This is a genomic window from Streptomyces sp. NPDC046881 (assembly GCF_040645015.1).
Classification (GTDB): Bacteria; Actinomycetota; Actinomycetes; order Streptomycetales; family Streptomycetaceae; genus Streptomyces.
Genome location: NZ_JBEYXJ010000155.1, coordinates 1 through 15,631, shown reverse-complemented (window position 1 = coordinate 15,631; position 15,631 = coordinate 1). Strand labels below are relative to the sequence as shown.

The following is a 15,631-nucleotide window of genomic DNA, read 5'->3' as shown; positions in this document are numbered from 1 at the left end:
CCCCGAGAGGCGGGCGAAGCCCCTTCCGGGGTCCTCGCCCGCCTCTCGGCGTGTGCGGGATCAGCCGACGTGGGCGCAGCCCGCGTCGCCCCGGACGGCGTGTGTGTCACCGGCCGAGGCGGCGCCGCCGGACTGCCGGCAGTAGCCCACGTCACCGCCGTGGGCGGAGGCGGGAGCGGCGGCCACGAACCCGGCCGCGAGCAGACCGACCTGCCACGGCTCTCCGGCAGGGACCGCGGACCCGCACCGGAAAGGTACGACCGGGTGGTGCCGCTTCGAGATGACGTGTGACGCATGCGGCAGTAGGCTCTTTTAGTGAAAGCCGCAACGAACGGCCTGCCCGGCACTGCCGGTGCGCCCGGCAACCGGGGTTCTTGACGCCGTTTCGTATCACTTCACTGCGGTGACATCTGAAGACCGCGCCGCATCTTCGCATTTCGCAGCGGCGTGGCCATCCACCTCGCGCCTTCCGCCGGGAGCCGCGAGAGCCGATGGAGATGGAAGGTATTCCCATGCGATCACAGCGCACGAGGCGTCTTGTCGCGTTGTCCGCCTCCGGCCTGCTGCTGGCCGGCGGAGCCGCGATCGGCACGGCCGGAGCCGCCTCTGCCGCGGACCACAACGACCACAGCTCCTACAGCAGCGGCTGGGGAGACGACGACAACGGGCGTCACGGCGACCACGACTCGTGGGGCGACGATGACGACGACTACGGCTACGGCGGCGACCACGGCGGCTACGGCGGTGACCACGGCGGCTACGGCGGTGACCACGGTGGCGGCGGAGGTGACCACGGCGGTGGCGGAGGCGACCACGGCGGTGGCGGAGGCGGCCACGGTGGTGGCGGAGGCGGCCACGGCGGCGGCGGAGGAGGTGGTGGGCACTGACCCGACCACGCAGTGACCACGGCGTGCGGCCCCGGTGGCGGGACCGCACGTCCGGCCTGTCGTTCCGTCAGATATGCGGGTCCGTCAGATGTGCCGGCCCGTCAGGACAGCCCCGCCGCGGCGAGCAGATACGCCGTCATGGGGTCGTAGTGGCGCGGGCTGACCACGTGGTCGTCCAGCGGCACGACGACCTGGACGGTGCCCTCGGACTCGGCGAGGAACAGCGCCGGGTCGTTGCAGTCGGCGTACCCGACGGAGTCGACGCCGTGCTGACCCGCGTACCCGGCCCAGCCGTGGTCGGCGACCACCAGGTCCGGCAGCGGCCGCCCCTCCCGCTCAAGTCCCGTCAGAATGGCCCGCATCGGCTCGCCCGAGTGGGTGTGCCACAGTGACGCCCCGTGCTCCAGCACGGCCACGTCCGCGAACTGCATGACGTACCCCTCCTCCGTCTGCAGCCCCTCCGGGATGACCACGATCTCGCAGCCGGCGGCGCGCAACGCGGCGGCCGTGGCCCGGTGCACGTCCAGCAGACCGCCCGGGTGCCCGGTCGCGAACAGCACCCGCTGCCCTCCCTCGGCCGCCTTGCGCAGCCGCGCCGCCATCCGGTCCAGCGCGTCCACGGTCAGCTCGGGGTCGATGGTGTCCTGTCCGTACCGGTACTCGGGGTCGTCGTTGACACCCACCCGCTCGGCCATGACCGCGAGGACGTCCTGCTCGTCCGTCCAGCGGTCGCCCAGCTCCAGGCCGAGCCAGAAGCCCCGGACACCGTTGGCGAGCTGGCGGTAGTGGGAGAGGTTGTTCTCGCGGGGCGTGGCGACGTCCCCCGCGATACGGGTGCGCACCAGGTGGTCGACGAGCTGGGCGCGGCTGGGTGTCCCGGATATCGGCATGCCTCCCATTGTGAGGCAGCCCGCGGCCCGCGTCCTCGGCATGCCACCCGCTGGGACGGGGGTCACTCGGCCCTCAGGTCCGCCGCAGCGCGAACCACAACTCCATCCGGACGTCCGGGTCGTCCAGGTCGGCGGCCAACAGGGCGGCGCAGCGGGCGATCCGCTGCCGCACGGTGTTGCGGTGCACGTCCAGCGCCACCGCCGTACGGTCCCAACTGCCGTGCAACGACAGCCAGGTGCGCAGGGTCTCGGCGAGCGCGGCCTGCCCCGCGAGGGGGGCGAGCAGCGTACGGGCGTGCGTGTCGGCGTCCGCCCGCGGCACCAGGTCCTCCAGCGCCGGCCGGGCGGCGTGCCGGACCAGCGGGGTACGGGTCGCGCGGGCCCGGGCGAGGGCCCGGGCGGCCTGGGTGTCGGCGGCCGGCCACTCCGCCGGTCCGGCGGCGGCGCTCACCCCGAGCGTCCAGCCCGGCTGCTGTTCCGGCTCCCGGTCGGCCGGCACCAGCACCCGTACGACGTCACCGGCGAGGTCGACCAGCGGCGAGCCCAGGGCGGCGCCGAGCCCGGAGGCGGCGACCGCGTCCGGCGCCTGTGCCTCCGGCCGCGCGTGCACGACGAGCCACTGCCCGGTGCCGAGCAGCGGGGCCACCTGCTCGGGCGGGGCGCCCAGCAGCAACCGCACGAGCGCGGAGGACCGGGCCGCCCCGGCCCCGCTCTGGTGCTCACCGGTCAGCAGGGACAGCAGCACGGCGGCGACGGAGGCGATGGTGTGGTCCCCCGGGTCGCGCCGGGGAGCGGACACACCGAGCACGAACCCGGCACCGGCCCCGAGCGAGTAGACCGCGAGGTGGGTCGCCCCGTGCGTGTCGGTGGCGGAGGTGGGGTGCGGACGGCCGGCGGGGGCGGCCTGGGCGACCGGCACGGCGGAGGCGGCTCCCGACCGGGCGGCCGGCGCGGCCGAGGCCGTCGACCGGCCCGGTGCGGCGGTGGAGGCCGGGGCTGCGGGGGCGGCCGGTGAGGTGGGGGCGGGCCTCGGCCGGGCCGCCGGTGCGGCCGGTGCCGTCGGCGGGGCCGGTGCGGTGGTGGGGTGCGGGCGGGCGGGGTCCGTCGGTGGTGTGGTCGTCGGCCGTACCACCCCGGCCAACTTCGCCAGTGCCGTGCGCGCGCCCTCGGGGGTCTCCCGGCCCGCCGCCGCGACCTCCGTGCCGTCGGGCCCGTACAGCACCGCGCGGCCGCCGAGGCGCTGGGCCAGCTGGCGCAGGACCGAGGGGACCGGATCCGGGCGGGACGCGGCCGCCGCGAGGCTCTGCTGGGCCTCGGTGACCCGGCGCAGCTCGGCCAGCCGGGCCTGCGCCATCAGCTGCCACACCGCGCGGGCCACGCCGGAGAACGTGGTCTGCGGCGGGACCTCCAGCAGCGGCAGGCCGTACCGCTCGCAGGCGACCACCAGGGCGCGCGGGACCGTGTCGTGCACCGGGGCCAGCCCGAAGCCGAGGGCCGCGCCGCCCGCCGCCACGATCCGGGAGACGTAGTCGTCGAAGTACGTGCCGGAGCCGGCCGCCTCCGGGATGTGCACGCCGGCGGTCAGCAGCAGCTCGCCGCCGAGCAGGTACGGGTACGGGTCGGCCATCTCCGAGGTGTGCGCCCAGTGGATCACGATCCCCGGATCCGCCGGCCCGGCGATCTGCCGCAGGGCGAGGTCCTCGCGGGCCAGCAGCGCCTGGAGCGGTACCGGTGGGGTCGGTGGGACGGCTGGGGCGATCGTCTCCGGCATGGTGTGCGTTCCCTCCATCCCGCCCCGTTCATATGGATGAAACGTACACTTCGCAGTCGCTTTCCGGCCACCTAGTGTCAGGTGGGCACGGCAGCCGCGGGTACGGGCGGATGTCCCCGCGAGCCGCTGCCGACACATCCCGAAGCATCTGCACGACACGCCACCGGACAGTGCGCGAAGGAGGGCCCCCCATGGCCGTCGACTACACAGTGATCGTCGTCTATCTCGCCGGCATGCTGGCCATGGGCTGGTGGGGCATGCGCCGCGCCAAGTCCAAGAGCGAGTTCCTGGTGGCCGGCCGGCGCCTCGGCCCCGCCATGTACTCCGGCACCATGGCGGCGATCGTCCTCGGCGGCGCCTCCACCATCGGCGGAGTGGGCCTCGGCTACCAGTACGGCCTCTCCGGGGCCTGGATGGTCTTCACCATCGGCCTCGGCCTGCTCGCCCTGTCGGTCTTCTTCTCCGCGCGCATCGCCCGCCTGAAGGTCTACACGGTCTCCGAGATGCTCGACCTGCGCTACGGCGGCCGGGCCGGCGTGATCTCCGGCGTGGTCATGTGGGCGTACACCCTCATGCTCGCGGTGACCTCGACCATCGCCTACGCCACGATCTTCGACGTCCTGTTCGACATGAACCGGACCGTCGCGATCGTCCTGGGCGGTTCGATCGTCGTCGCCTACTCCACCCTCGGCGGCATGTGGTCCATCACGCTGACCGACATGGTCCAGTTCGTGGTCAAGACGATCGGCGTGCTCCTGCTCCTGCTGCCGATAGCCGTCGTCAAGGCGGGCGGCTTCGCCGAGATGAAGGCCAAGCTGCCGACCTCGTACTTCGACCCGCTGGGCATCGGCGGCGAGACGATCTTCACCTATGTCCTGATCTACACGTTCGGCATGCTGATCGGCCAGGACATCTGGCAGCGCGTGTTCACCGCCCGCAGCGACCGGACCGCCAAGTGGGGCGGCACGGTGGCCGGCACCTACTGCCTGGCCTACGCCCTGGCCGGCGCGGTGATCGGCACCGCCGCCAAGGTGCTCTACCCCACGCTCGGCAGCGCCGACGACGCCTTCGCCACCATCGTCAAGGACGAGCTCCCGGTCGGCGTGCGCGGCCTGGTCCTGGCCGCCGCCCTCGCCGCCGTGATGTCCACCTCCTCCGGCGCCCTGATCGCCTGCGCCACGGTCGCCAACAACGACATCTGGTCCCGCCTGCGCGGTGCCGTCCGTCGCGGCGGCGCCGAGCACGACGAGGTCAAGGGCAACCGCGCCTTCATCCTGATCATGGGCCTGGCCGTGATCGGCACGGCGATCGCGCTGAACAACGTGGTCGAGGCGCTCACCGTCGCCTACAACCTCCTCGTCGGCGGCCTGCTCGTGCCCATCCTCGGCGGCCTGCTGTGGAAGCGCGGCACCGTCCAGGGCGCGCTGGCCTCCGTCGCCGTCGGCGGCCTCGCCGTCATCGGCCTGATGGCCGGCTACGGCATCCTCGCCAACGAACCCGTCTACTACGGCTTGCTCGCCTCCCTCGCGGTCTACGTCGCCGTCTCCCTGGCGACCAGGCCCACCGACGAGGCGGTCCTCGCCACCTGGCGCGAGCGCCTCGCCGGCCGATCCCCCGAACTCGCGTCCGAACCGGTCCCGGCTCCCCAGTAGAGTCATAGGGAAAGCAGTACAAGCGCGATGAAGCGCTGGAAAGAAGGCAATTCACCATGAGCAGCAACGAGACGCCCCGCGGCCCCGTCGACTCCTCCCGCATCCCGCGGTACGCCGGACCCGCGACCTTCGCCCGGCTGCCCCGCCTGGACGAGGTCGGCACCGCCGACGTCGCCGTGGTCGGCGTGCCCTTCGACTCCGGCGTCTCGTACCGGCCGGGCGCCCGCTTCGGCGGCAACGCCATCCGCGAGGCGTCCCGGCTGCTGCGCCCCTACAACCCGGCGCAGGACGCCTCCCCGTTCGCCCTCGCGCAGGTCGCGGACGGCGGCGACATCGCCGTGAACCCGTTCAACATCAACGAGGCCGTCGAGACGATCGAGGCCGCGGCCGACGAGCTGCTCGGCACCGGCGCCCGCCTGATGACCCTCGGCGGCGACCACACCATCGCCCTGCCGCTGCTGCGCTCGGTGGCGAAGAAGCACGGCCCCGTCGCCCTGCTCCACTTCGACGCCCACCTGGACACCTGGGACACCTACTTCGGCGCCGAGTACACCCACGGCACCCCGTTCCGCCGCGCGGTGGAGGAGGGCATCCTCGACACCGAGGCGCTCTCCCACGTGGGCACCCGCGGCCCGCTGTACGGCAAGCAGGACCTCACCGACGACGAGAAGATGGGCTTCGGCATCGTCACCTCGGCGGACATCTACCGCCGGGGCGCCGACGAGGTGGCCGACCAGCTGCGCCAGCGCATCGGCGACCGCCCGCTGTACATCTCCATCGACATCGACTGCCTCGACCCGGCGCACGCGCCCGGCACCGGCACCCCGGAGGCGGGCGGCATGACCTCCCGCGAGCTGCTGGAGATCCTGCGCGGGCTGGCCTCCTGCAACCTGGTCTCGGCGGACGTCGTCGAGGTCGCCCCGGCCTACGACCACGCCGAGATCACCTCGGTCGCGGCCTCCCACACGGCCTACGAACTGACCACCATCATGAGCCGCCAGATCGCGGCCGCCCGGAAGGACGCCGAAGCGCAGTGACCCACGACCACGACCTGGTACTCCGCCCGACGACGGCGCAGATCACCGCCGCCCTGAACCCTCCCCCGGGGCGCAACGGCGGAGACCTGGTCGTGGAGACGCTGGCCGGGCTCGGCGCGACCACGGTCTTCGGCCTGCCCGGCCAGCACGCCCTCGGCATGTTCGACGCCCTGCGCCGCTCGACGCTGCATTACGTGGGCCTGCGGGTGGAGAACAACGCGGGCTTCGCGGCCGACGCCTACGGCAGGATCACCGGCGAGGCGGCCCCGCTGCTGCTCTCGACGGGCCCGGGCGCGCTGACGTCACTGGCCGCGCTCCAGGAGGCGGCGGCCGCCTCCGCCCCCGTCCTGGCGATCAGCAGCCAGATCCCGACGGCGGGCCTGGGCGGCGGCCGGCACGGCTACCTCCATGAACTGCCCGACCAGGCGGCCTCGTTCCGCGGAGTCGTCAAGTCGGTCCACACCGTCCGCACCCCGTCGCAGATCCCCTCCGCGATCGCGGCGGCCTGGAAGTCGGCGCTGACCGCCCCGCACGGCCCGGTGTGGGTGGAGATCCCGCAGGACGTCCTGCTGGCCGAGACCTCGCTGCCGGTGGTGACGGCGATGGACGCGACCCCGGACGACCTGGTCCCGCGCCCCGAGCTCACCGCGGTGGCCGCCGACCTGCTGTCCCGCGCGGAACGCCCGGCGATCGTCGCGGGCGGCGGGGTCGTCCGCGCCGACGCGTCCGGCAAGCTGCTCCGGCTGGCCGAGCGGCTTCAGGCACCGGTCGTGACGACGTTCGGCGGCAAGGGCGCGTTCCCCTGGAACCACCCCCTGTCGTTGCAGTCCTGGCTGGAGGACCGGCACACGACGGACTTCCTGGAGGACGCGGACGTCCTCCTGGTGGTCGGCTCCGGCCTCGGCGAACTGTCCTCCAACTACCACACCTTCCGGCCCCGGGGCCGAGTGATCCAGATCGAGGCGGACCTCGGCAAACTGGAGTCCAACCACCCGGCCCTCGGCATCCACGCGGACGCCCGGCCGGCCCTCCAGGCCCTGCTGGAGACGGTCGAGGAGCGCACGGACGCCTCGGCGCCGGAGCGGGTGCGGGAGCTGCTGGCGAAGGTCGCCGACCGCATCGCGGGCCAGGAACTCACCCTGGAGCAGGACGTGCTGGCCTCGGTCCGCCGCGCCCTGCCCGCCGACTCCCCGTCCTTCTGGGACATGACGATCCTGGCCTACTGGGCCTGGTCGGCGTTCGACGCGCAGGGTCCCAACACGATGCACTCGGCGCAGGGCGCCGGCGGCCTCGGCTACGGCTTCCCGGCGGCCCTGGGCGCGGCGGCGGCCGACCCGACCCGCCCGGTGCTGGCGGTGTCCGGCGACGGCGGTGCCCTGTACTCCATCGCCGAGCTGGCCACGGCCCGCCAGTACGACCTCCCCGTCACCTGGCTCATCGTCGACGACGGCGGCTACGGCATCCTCCGCGAGTACATGACGGACGCCTTCGGCCAGCCGACCGCGACGGAACTGCACCGCCCGGACTACGTGGCCCTCGCGGAGTCCTTCGGCGTCCCCGCCGTCCGCACGACCCCGGAGACACTGGAGGAGGACCTGACGAAGGCCCTGTCCGCGCCCGGCCCCTCGGTGGTCGTACTCCCGGCGGTCCTGCGCATGTTCGCACCGACGCACCTGGGCTGACCGGGCGGCGGACACGGCGCCGGAGGCGCGGGAGCGGACCCGGCGGACGGCCCGCATCGCGTGGGACCGTCCGTTCGGCGTTCACCGTGATGGGGACGGGTCGGAGGGTGATGCGCATCCGCGATCTCCACAGGCGGTGACCTGCGCAAGCGGCCGGGACGGGGCGCCGCGGCACCTGATCGGGCGACACATCCGGCGCCGCGTCAGGTTGCGGCCCTGACGGACTGTTGGTTGCGTCCTGAGTGAACACAGGAGAGGCACCACGCAGACAGGCCGGACACCGTTCCGTTGGAGGATTCGCATGCGTTACACACACCTGGGTGCGGGGATCGGCCTGGCTCTCGGTGCTCTCGGACTGCAGATCCCGGCCGCTGCCGCCGCCGACGACCCGGATGTCCGCATCGACTCGTGGAACGCCTACCCGGGCTCCACGGTCACGGTCAGTACGAGCGCCTGCGACGCCGACGCGGACTACGGCAAGGGCTGGTCGGAGGTGGGCGGGGAGTTCCACCTCTTCGAAGGCGACGAGGAGGGAGAGCTGACCGGCCAGTTCCGGATCCCGGAGGGAGCCAGGCCGGGCAGCAAGGACACCATCACCCTGAAGTGTCCGCCACTGACCCGGCTCACGGAGACGTACCGGGTCACCGGCCGCCCTCCGGCCGGCTCGGTCAGCGCCGGCTTCGGACCGGACGAGGACACGGGCACGCAGCTCGTCCTGGGCGGCGGGCTGCTCGTCACGGCCGCCGCCGGGGCCGTGCTCCGGCTGCGCCGCCGCCCGAACGGCAACCGGACCTGACCGTCCGGCCCCGCCCGCCCCGGCCCGTGACCGCCCCCCACGGGCCCGGTCCGACGGCCGCGAGGCCCACACCACCCGCTGCGCCGCACCCGCCGTGAAGCAGAGGCCCGACCGCGATGTCACCCGGACACCACACCAGCGCTCCCCGTGACGCGTTGAGCCCCTCCGGGCTCCTCCTCACCTGTGTGATGACGGCGGGTGCCCTGCTGCTGATCAACGGGGTCCACGGTGAGGAGCCGCCGCGGCCGTCGGCGGCCCAGGCCCTCCCGGCCCCGGCGTACCCCGCCGGCCGCACGGTCCGTCCGCTGCCCCCCGCGGATCCGGTCCGGCTCCGGATCGCCGCCATCGGCGTGGACGCCCCGACGGCCCGCGTGGGGCTCGACGCGGCAGGTGCGCTACGGCCGCCACCGGCCGGCGAACCCGGCCTCGTCGGCTGGTACGGCGACGGCACGGCTCCCGGCTCGGCGGGAACCGCCGTCGTCGCCGGGCATGTGGACACACCCACCGGAGACCCCGGTGTCTTCTACGACCTCGGCACCTTGGCCCGGGGCGCCACCATCGAGATCCGCCGGGCGGACCGGCGGACAGCGGTGTTCGCCGTCCGCGCCGTCGAGCTGTACGACCGGGAGAAGTTCCCCAGCGACAGGGTCTACGGCGGTTCCGGCCGGCCCGAACTCCGTCTGATCACCTGCGGCGGCGGCTACACCAGGCGCACCGGCTACCTGGGCAACGTCGTGGTCTACGCGACGCTGACCGCGGTGAGGTAGCCGGCCGGACGGACACCGGCCACCGCGTGGCGCGGTGAGGCACGCCCCTTTCCTCGAACGCGCGTGCAACTATCAACTCCCTTGGCGAGTCCCTTTCTACAGCGCACGGGTGCGCTCAACGGCGTTCAGGGGGACGCCCGTACGACTTTCAAGGGGACTTTCCATGACTTACCGGATACCCGGCCGGGCGGGTGCGCTCGCGGCCGCCGTCAGTGCCGCGCTGCTCGTACCGGCCGTGACCGCCGCCACTCCGGCCGCCGCGGTCACGCCCACCGTGGCCTGCACGTCCGCCAAGGCGGGCCTGGCCGCCAAGCTGCAGAAGGACATCACGGCCGCCCTGGCGAACCGCAAGGGCACCGTCGCCGTCGGCCTGTACGACCGCAGCACCAAGACCACCTGCACCCTGCGGGCCACCAGCGCCTACGACTCGGCCAGCACCGTGAAGGTCACCGTGCTCGCCGCGCTGCTGTGGGACGCCAAGAAGCACAACCGGTACCTGACGACCACCGAGCAGTCGCTCGCCAAGGCCATGATCACGAAGTCCGACAACACTGCGACCAGCAAGCTCTGGAAGCAGCTCGGCATGACGAAGATCAAGGGCTTCCTGTCCGCCGCCGGCATGACCAAGACCGTGCCGGGCGCGGACGGTTACTGGGGACTGACCCGGGAGAACGTCACCGACGAGCAGAAGCTGCTCAAGCTGGTCACCGCCAGGAACAGCGTGCTGAGCGACAACGCCCGTGCCTACATCCTCAAGTTGATGGGGCAGGTCGTCGCGGACCAGCGCTGGGGCACGCCGGCGGGAGCGCCGTCGTCCGTCTCGGTGCACGTGAAGAACGGCTGGCTGCAGCGCTCCACGCACGGCTGGCGGGTGCACAGCCTGGGCACTTTCAACGGTGCCGGCCACGACTACGTGATCACCGTGCTGACGCAGGACAACAGCACCATGAGCTACGGGATCACCACGATCCAGAACGTCGCCAAGGCGATCCACAAGGACCTGGTGCCGACCACGCCCGGCGTCACCCGCTACACCCCGACCGACTCGCCGAGCGAGGCGTTCGTCGCCGTACCGCCGCAGGGCTGATCCCGGGCCCCGGGGCGGTCGCTCTTCCGCACGATCAGTACGTCCCCGGTGGCCGCTGCCGCCGGGGACGTACGCCCGATGGTCGACCCTCCTGATCGGGCGAACTCCCGCCCTGCGACCATGCGTCAACGCAGGACGCCCGTCTTCGCCGTCACAGGGGGGAGCCTTCATGACCTACCGGATATCCCGCTCAGCCGGGGCCTTCACGACCGCCTTCGGTGCCACGCTGCTCGTCTGCGCCGCCGCCCTTCCGTCCGCGGCGGCACCGACGGCCACCGTCGACTGCACGTCCGCCAAGGCGGGCCTCGCCGCCAAGCTGAAGAAGGACATCACCGCGGCCCTCGCGAACCGCGAGGGCACCGTCGCCATCGGTCTGTACGACCGCTCCACCGGCACCACGTGCACGCTGAACGCCACGACCGCCTTCGACTCGGCCAGCACCGTGAAGGTCACCGTGCTCGCCGCGCTGCTGTGGGACGCGAAGAAGAGCAACCGGTACCTGACCGACACCGAGGACGAACTCGCCACGGCCATGATCACCGAGTCGGACAACGACGCGACCAGCAAGCTGTGGAAGCAGCTCGGCACGGCGAAGATCCAGGGCTTCCTGACGGCGGCCGGCATGACCAGGACCGTGCCCGGTGCGGACGGTTACTGGGGTCTGACCCGGGAGAACGTCACCGACGAGCAGAAGCTGCTCAAGCTGGTCACCGCCAGGAACAGCGTGCTGAGCGACAACGCCCGTGCCTACATGCTGAAGCTGATGGGGCAGGTCGTCGCGGACCAGCGCTGGGGCACGCCGGCGGGAGCGCCGTCGTCCGTCTCGGTGCACGTGAAGAACGGCTGGCTGCAGCGCTCCACGCACGGCTGGCGGGTGCACAGCCTGGGCACTTTCAACGGCGCCGGCCACGACTACGTGATCACCGTGCTGACGCAGGACGACAGCACCATGGAGTACGGCGTGTCCACGATCCAGAACGTCGCCAGGGCGATCCACCAGGACCTGGTGCCGACCACGCCCGGCGTCACCCGGTACACCCCGACCGACTCGCCGAGCGAGGCGTTCGTCGCCATACCACCGCAGGGCTGAGGCTCCCGGGAGGGTCCGCGCCGCAGTGTGACCGGGGCCGGACCCAGCGGAGCGGTTTGTTGCGGAGGGATGAAATCCGCTTCTTCCGGCGTTGGTGCCTTGCGGAAGAACAGGTCGAACGGGAGGCACCGGCGTGGCAGCGCAACGGGGATGGGCACGACGCCTGGCGGGGTACGCCTGGCGGTATCCGAAGGACGTCGTCCTGGCCCTCGGCTCGTCCCTCGCCGGCATGGCCGTCCTGGCCGTCGTCCCGCTGATCACGAAGGTGATCATCGACGACGTGATCGGCGCCCACACGCGCGCCATGGCCCCCTGGGCCGGCGCCCTCGTCGGCGCGGCCCTCCTCGTCTACGCCCTCACCTACATCCGCCGCTTCTACGGCGGCCGGCTCGCCCTGGACGTCCAGCACGACCTGCGGACCGAGATGTACGGCACGATCACCCGGCTGGACGGCCGCCGCCAGGACGAGCTGTCCACCGGGCAGGTCGTCGGCCGCGCCACCAGCGACCTCCAGCTGATCCAGGGCCTGCTCTTCATGCTCCCGATGACCATCGGGAACCTCCTGCTCTTCCTGATCTCCCTGGTGATCATGGCGTGGCTGTCGCTGCCGCTGACCCTGGTCGCCTTGGCCGTCGCGCCCGCCCTCGGCTGGATCGCCCGGCGCAGCCGCAGCAGGCTGCACCCCGCCACCTGGTACGCCCAGGCCCAGGCCGCCGCCGTGGCCGGCGTGGTCGACGGCGCGGTGAGCGGTGTCCGCGTGGTGAAGGGCTTCGGGCAGGAGGACCAGGAGACCGGCAAGCTGCGCGAGGTCGGCCGCCGGCTGTTCGCGGGCCGCCTGCGCACGATCCGCCTGAACAGCAGGTACACCCCGGCCCTCCAGGCCGTCCCGGCGCTCGGCCAGGTCGCCATGCTGGCCCTCGGCGGCTGGCTCGCCGTCCGCGGTCACATCACGCTCGGCACCTTCGTGGCCTTCTCCACCTACCTGGCCCAGCTGGTCGGCCCGGTCCGCATGCTCGCGATGGTCCTCACGGTCGGCCAGCAGGCCCGGGCCGGCACCGAGCGCGTCCTGGAGCTGATCGACACCGAGCCGACCCTGAAGGACGGCACCAAGGAGCTGCCCGCCGACGCGCCCGCGACCGTCGAGTTCGACGACGTGTCCTTCGGCTACGACCACGAGCGTCCCGTGCTGGACGGGCTGAGCTTCGAGATACGGCCCGGCGAGACCCTCGCCGTCGTCGGCTCCTCCGGCTCCGGCAAGTCCACCCTCTCCCTGCTCCTGCCGCGCTTCTACGACGTCACCCACGGCGCCGTCCTCATCGGCGGCCACGACGTGCGCGAGCTGACCCTGGACTCGCTGCGGGCCGCGATCGGCCTGGTCCCTGAAGATTCGTTCCTCTTCTCCGACACCGTCCGCGCCAACATCGCCTACGGCCGCCCGGACGCCACCCAGGAGGAGATCGAGGCAGCCGCCCGCGCCGCCCAGGCGGACCGTTTCATCAGAGAGCTGCCCAACGGCTACGACACCAAGGTCGGCGAGCAGGGCCTGACCCTCTCCGGCGGCCAGCGCCAGCGCGTCGCGCTCGCCCGCGCCCTGCTCACCGACCCCCGCCTGCTGGTCCTGGACGACGCCACCTCGGCCGTGGACGCCCGGGTCGAACACGAGATCCACGAGGCCCTCGGGCACGTGATGCGGGGCCGTACGACCCTGCTCATCGCCCACCGCCGCTCCACCCTGAACCTCGCCGACCGCATCGCCGTCCTCGACGGCGGCCGGCTCGCCGACATAGGCACCCACGAGGAGCTCCAGGAGCGCTCGGCCCTGTACCGCCGGCTGCTCACCGACCCCGACGAGCTGGGCGGGGTCTCCCCGGGCCACGCCCGCCCGGCCGAGCCGCGGGAGGACACCTCCGTCCGGGACGAGCTGGACGCCGAGTTCGACGCCGAGCGCGGGGTGACCCCGCGGCTGTGGACCGGCGACCGCGAGCCCAAGAACGCCGCGGCCCTGTCCGGCACGCCGGCCACCCCGGAGCTGCTCGCCCAGGTGGAGGCGCTGCCCCCGGCCACCGACACCCCGGACATCGACGAGGGCCGCGCGGTCCTGCCCGAGGACTCCTACGGCCTGCGCCGCCTGCTGCGCGGCTTCGGGCTGCCGCTGCTGGCCAGCCTGCTGCTGGTCGCCGTGGACGCGGGCGCGGGCCTGCTGCTGCCGGTGCTGATCCGGCACGGCATCGACTCGGGTGTGACCAAGGCGGCGATCGGCGCGGTGTGGTCGGCCGCCCTGCTCGCCCTGCTGACCGTGCTGGTGCAGTGGGCCGCGCAGATCGGCGAGACCCGGATGACCGGCCGTACCGGCGAGCGCGTGCTGTACGCGCTGCGGCTGAAGATCTTCGCGCAGCTCCAGCGGCTCGGCCTGGACTACTACGAGCGCGAGCTGACCGGCCGGATCATGACCCGGATGACGACGGACGTCGACGCGCTCTCCACGTTCCTGCAGACCGGCCTGGTCACCGCGTTCGTCTCGGTCGTCACCTTCTTCGGGATCATGGCCGCCCTGCTGGTGCTCGACCTCCAGCTCGCGCTGGTGGTCTTCGCGACCCTGCCCCCGCTGTTCGTGGCCACCTTCTTCTTCCGCCGGGCGAGCGTGAAGGCGTACGAACTCGCCCGCGAGCGGGTCTCCACGGTGAACGCCGACCTCCAGGAGACCGTGGCCGGGCTGCGGATCGTGCAGGCCTTCCGGCGGGAGCGGGACGGCGGACGCCGGTTCGCCGAGCGCAGCGACGACTACCGGCGCGCCCGTATCCGCGGCCAGTGGCTGATATCGGTCTACTTCCCCTTCGTGCAGCTGCTGTCCTCGGTCGCCGCCGCGGCCGTGCTGATCGCGGGTGCGGGCCGGGTGGAGGCGGCCACGCTGACGACGGGCGCCCTGGTGGCGTACCTGCTCTACATCGACCTGTTCTTCGCGCCGGTCCAGCAGCTCTCCCAGGTCTTCGACGGCTACCAGCAGGCCACGGTCTCGCTGGGCCGCATCCAGGAACTGCTGCGCGAGCCGACGTCCACGGGGTCCGCCGCCGAACCCCTCGACGTGCTGTCCCTGCGCGGTGACATCGCCTTCGAGGGCGTGCACTTCGCGTACGGCGACGAGGAGGAGGCGCTGTCCGGCATCGACCTGACGATTCCGGCCGGACAGACGGTCGCGTTCGTCGGCGAGACGGGCGCCGGCAAGTCGACCCTGGTCAAACTGGTCGCGCGGTTCTACGACCCGACCGCCGGGCGGGTCACGGTCGACGGCACGGACCTGCGCGCCCTGGACCTCACGTCGTACCGCCACCGCCTCGGCGTCGTCCCGCAGGAGGCCTACCTCTTCCCGGGCACCGTCCGGGACGCCATCGCCTACGGCCGCCCCGACGCCACCGACGCCGAGGTGGAGGCGGCGGCCCGCGCGGTCGGCGCGCACGAGATGATCGCCACGCTGGAGGGCGGCTATCTGCACGAGGTCGCCGAGCGCGGCCGCAACCTCTCCGCCGGCCAGCGCCAGCTGATCGCGCTGGCCCGCGCGGAACTCGTCGACCCGGACATCCTGCTCCTGGACGAGGCCACGGCCGCCCTGGACCTGGCCACCGAGGCCCAGGTCAACCAGGCCACCGACCGCCTGGCGGGCCGCCGTACGACCCTGGTGGTCGCCCACCGGCTCACCACCGCCGCCCGCGCCGACCGCGTGGTGGTGATGGACCACGGCCGGGTCGCGGAGGACGGCACCCACGAGGAGCTGCTGGCCCGCGGCGGCCGGTACGCCGAGCTGTGGCGGACCTTCGTCGGCCAGTCCGAGCCGGAGGAGCCCGTCGGCGCGTCCCGGTGAGGCCCCTGGCTGAGGTGTGTCGCTGACGGTCGTGCAACCATCCGACACACCCGTGGGGCCCGGAAACAACAAGGAACCACCCAACGCAGGACCAAAAACAGGGGGACACACAAAGA

11 protein-coding genes are annotated in these 15,631 nt (G+C 72.8%); 9 read left to right on the top strand and 2 right to left on the bottom strand.

The features are described 5' to 3' along the window. Nucleotides 1–512 precede the first annotated feature (512 nt). Nucleotides 513–887: a hypothetical protein gene (locus tag ABZ923_RS38285; RefSeq protein WP_361481991.1), complete on the top strand. Its 375-nt coding sequence runs from the start codon at nt 513–515 to the stop codon at nt 885–887. A 101-nt stretch (nt 888–988) separates the two neighbouring features. Here the strand turns inward: ABZ923_RS38285 and ABZ923_RS38280 are convergent, their stop codons facing one another. Both ABZ923_RS38280 and ABZ923_RS38275 read right to left on the bottom strand, forming a co-directional pair. Beyond that, nucleotides 989–1,777 carry a phosphatase gene (locus ABZ923_RS38280; RefSeq protein ID WP_361481988.1) on the bottom strand — a complete coding sequence of 263 codons (789 nt, stop codon included), beginning with the start codon at nt 1,775–1,777 and terminating at the stop codon, nt 989–991. A 73-nt stretch (nt 1,778–1,850) separates the two neighbouring features. Further along, nucleotides 1,851–3,548 carry a helix-turn-helix domain-containing protein gene (locus ABZ923_RS38275; protein WP_361481985.1) on the bottom strand — a complete coding sequence of 566 codons (1,698 nt, stop codon included), beginning with the start codon at nt 3,546–3,548 and terminating at the stop codon, nt 1,851–1,853. Nucleotides 3,549–3,739: 191 nt separating this feature from the next. Here ABZ923_RS38275 and ABZ923_RS38270 point away from each other — a divergent pair, with 191 nt between their 5' ends. The 8 genes from ABZ923_RS38270 (at nt 3,740) to ABZ923_RS38235 (ending at nt 15,515) form a co-directional block, all read left to right on the top strand. Then, on the top strand, nt 3,740–5,200 hold the full coding sequence (locus ABZ923_RS38270) for a sodium:solute symporter (protein WP_361481982.1): 1,461 nt from the start codon (nt 3,740–3,742) through the stop codon (nt 5,198–5,200). Between the two features lie 56 nt (nt 5,201–5,256). Continuing rightward, a complete protein-coding gene (gene speB, locus ABZ923_RS38265) occupies nt 5,257–6,237 on the top strand; it encodes an agmatinase (RefSeq protein ID WP_361481979.1) in 981 nt (326 codons plus the stop codon). Continuing rightward, nucleotides 6,234–7,919 carry a thiamine pyrophosphate-binding protein gene (locus ABZ923_RS38260; RefSeq protein ID WP_361481976.1) on the top strand — a complete coding sequence of 562 codons (1,686 nt, stop codon included), beginning with the start codon at nt 6,234–6,236 and terminating at the stop codon, nt 7,917–7,919. The genes speB and ABZ923_RS38260 overlap by 4 nt, the downstream gene beginning before the upstream one ends. 301 nt (nt 7,920–8,220) lie before the next feature. Beyond that, nucleotides 8,221–8,715: a sortase gene (locus tag ABZ923_RS38255; protein ID WP_361481973.1), complete on the top strand. Its 495-nt coding sequence runs from the start codon at nt 8,221–8,223 to the stop codon at nt 8,713–8,715. A 155-nt stretch (nt 8,716–8,870) separates the two neighbouring features. Beyond that, nucleotides 8,871–9,482, top strand: a complete 612-nt coding sequence (locus ABZ923_RS38250) for a class F sortase (protein WP_361481970.1) — start codon at nt 8,871–8,873, stop codon at nt 9,480–9,482. A 163-nt stretch (nt 9,483–9,645) separates the two neighbouring features. After that, nucleotides 9,646–10,569 (top strand): serine hydrolase, encoded by a 924-nt coding sequence (locus ABZ923_RS38245; protein WP_361481967.1) that lies wholly within the window; start codon nt 9,646–9,648, stop codon nt 10,567–10,569. A gap of 169 nt (nt 10,570–10,738) precedes the next feature. Then, nucleotides 10,739–11,659, top strand: coding sequence for a serine hydrolase (locus ABZ923_RS38240; RefSeq protein WP_361481964.1), 921 nt, complete (start codon nt 10,739–10,741; stop codon nt 11,657–11,659). Nucleotides 11,660–11,792: 133 nt separating this feature from the next. Continuing rightward, a complete protein-coding gene (locus ABZ923_RS38235; RefSeq protein WP_361481962.1) occupies nt 11,793–15,515 on the top strand; it encodes an ABC transporter ATP-binding protein in 3,723 nt (1,240 codons plus the stop codon). Nucleotides 15,516–15,631: the final 116 nt, after the last annotated feature.

Coding starts and splice junctions, on each gene's coding strand:
- ABZ923_RS38285 (WP_361481991.1), top strand. CDS start 513: ATGCGATCACAGCGCACGAGGCGTCTTGTCGCGTTGTCCGCCTCCGGC.
- ABZ923_RS38280 (WP_361481988.1), bottom strand. CDS start 1,777: ATGCCGATATCCGGGACACCCAGCCGCGCCCAGCTCGTCGACCACCTG.
- ABZ923_RS38275 (WP_361481985.1), bottom strand. CDS start 3,548: ATGCCGGAGACGATCGCCCCAGCCGTCCCACCGACCCCACCGGTACCG.
- ABZ923_RS38270 (WP_361481982.1), top strand. CDS start 3,740: ATGGCCGTCGACTACACAGTGATCGTCGTCTATCTCGCCGGCATGCTG.
- speB (WP_361481979.1), top strand. CDS start 5,257: ATGAGCAGCAACGAGACGCCCCGCGGCCCCGTCGACTCCTCCCGCATC.
- ABZ923_RS38255 (WP_361481973.1), top strand. CDS start 8,221: ATGCGTTACACACACCTGGGTGCGGGGATCGGCCTGGCTCTCGGTGCT.
- ABZ923_RS38245 (WP_361481967.1), top strand. CDS start 9,646: ATGACTTACCGGATACCCGGCCGGGCGGGTGCGCTCGCGGCCGCCGTC.
- ABZ923_RS38240 (WP_361481964.1), top strand. CDS start 10,739: ATGACCTACCGGATATCCCGCTCAGCCGGGGCCTTCACGACCGCCTTC.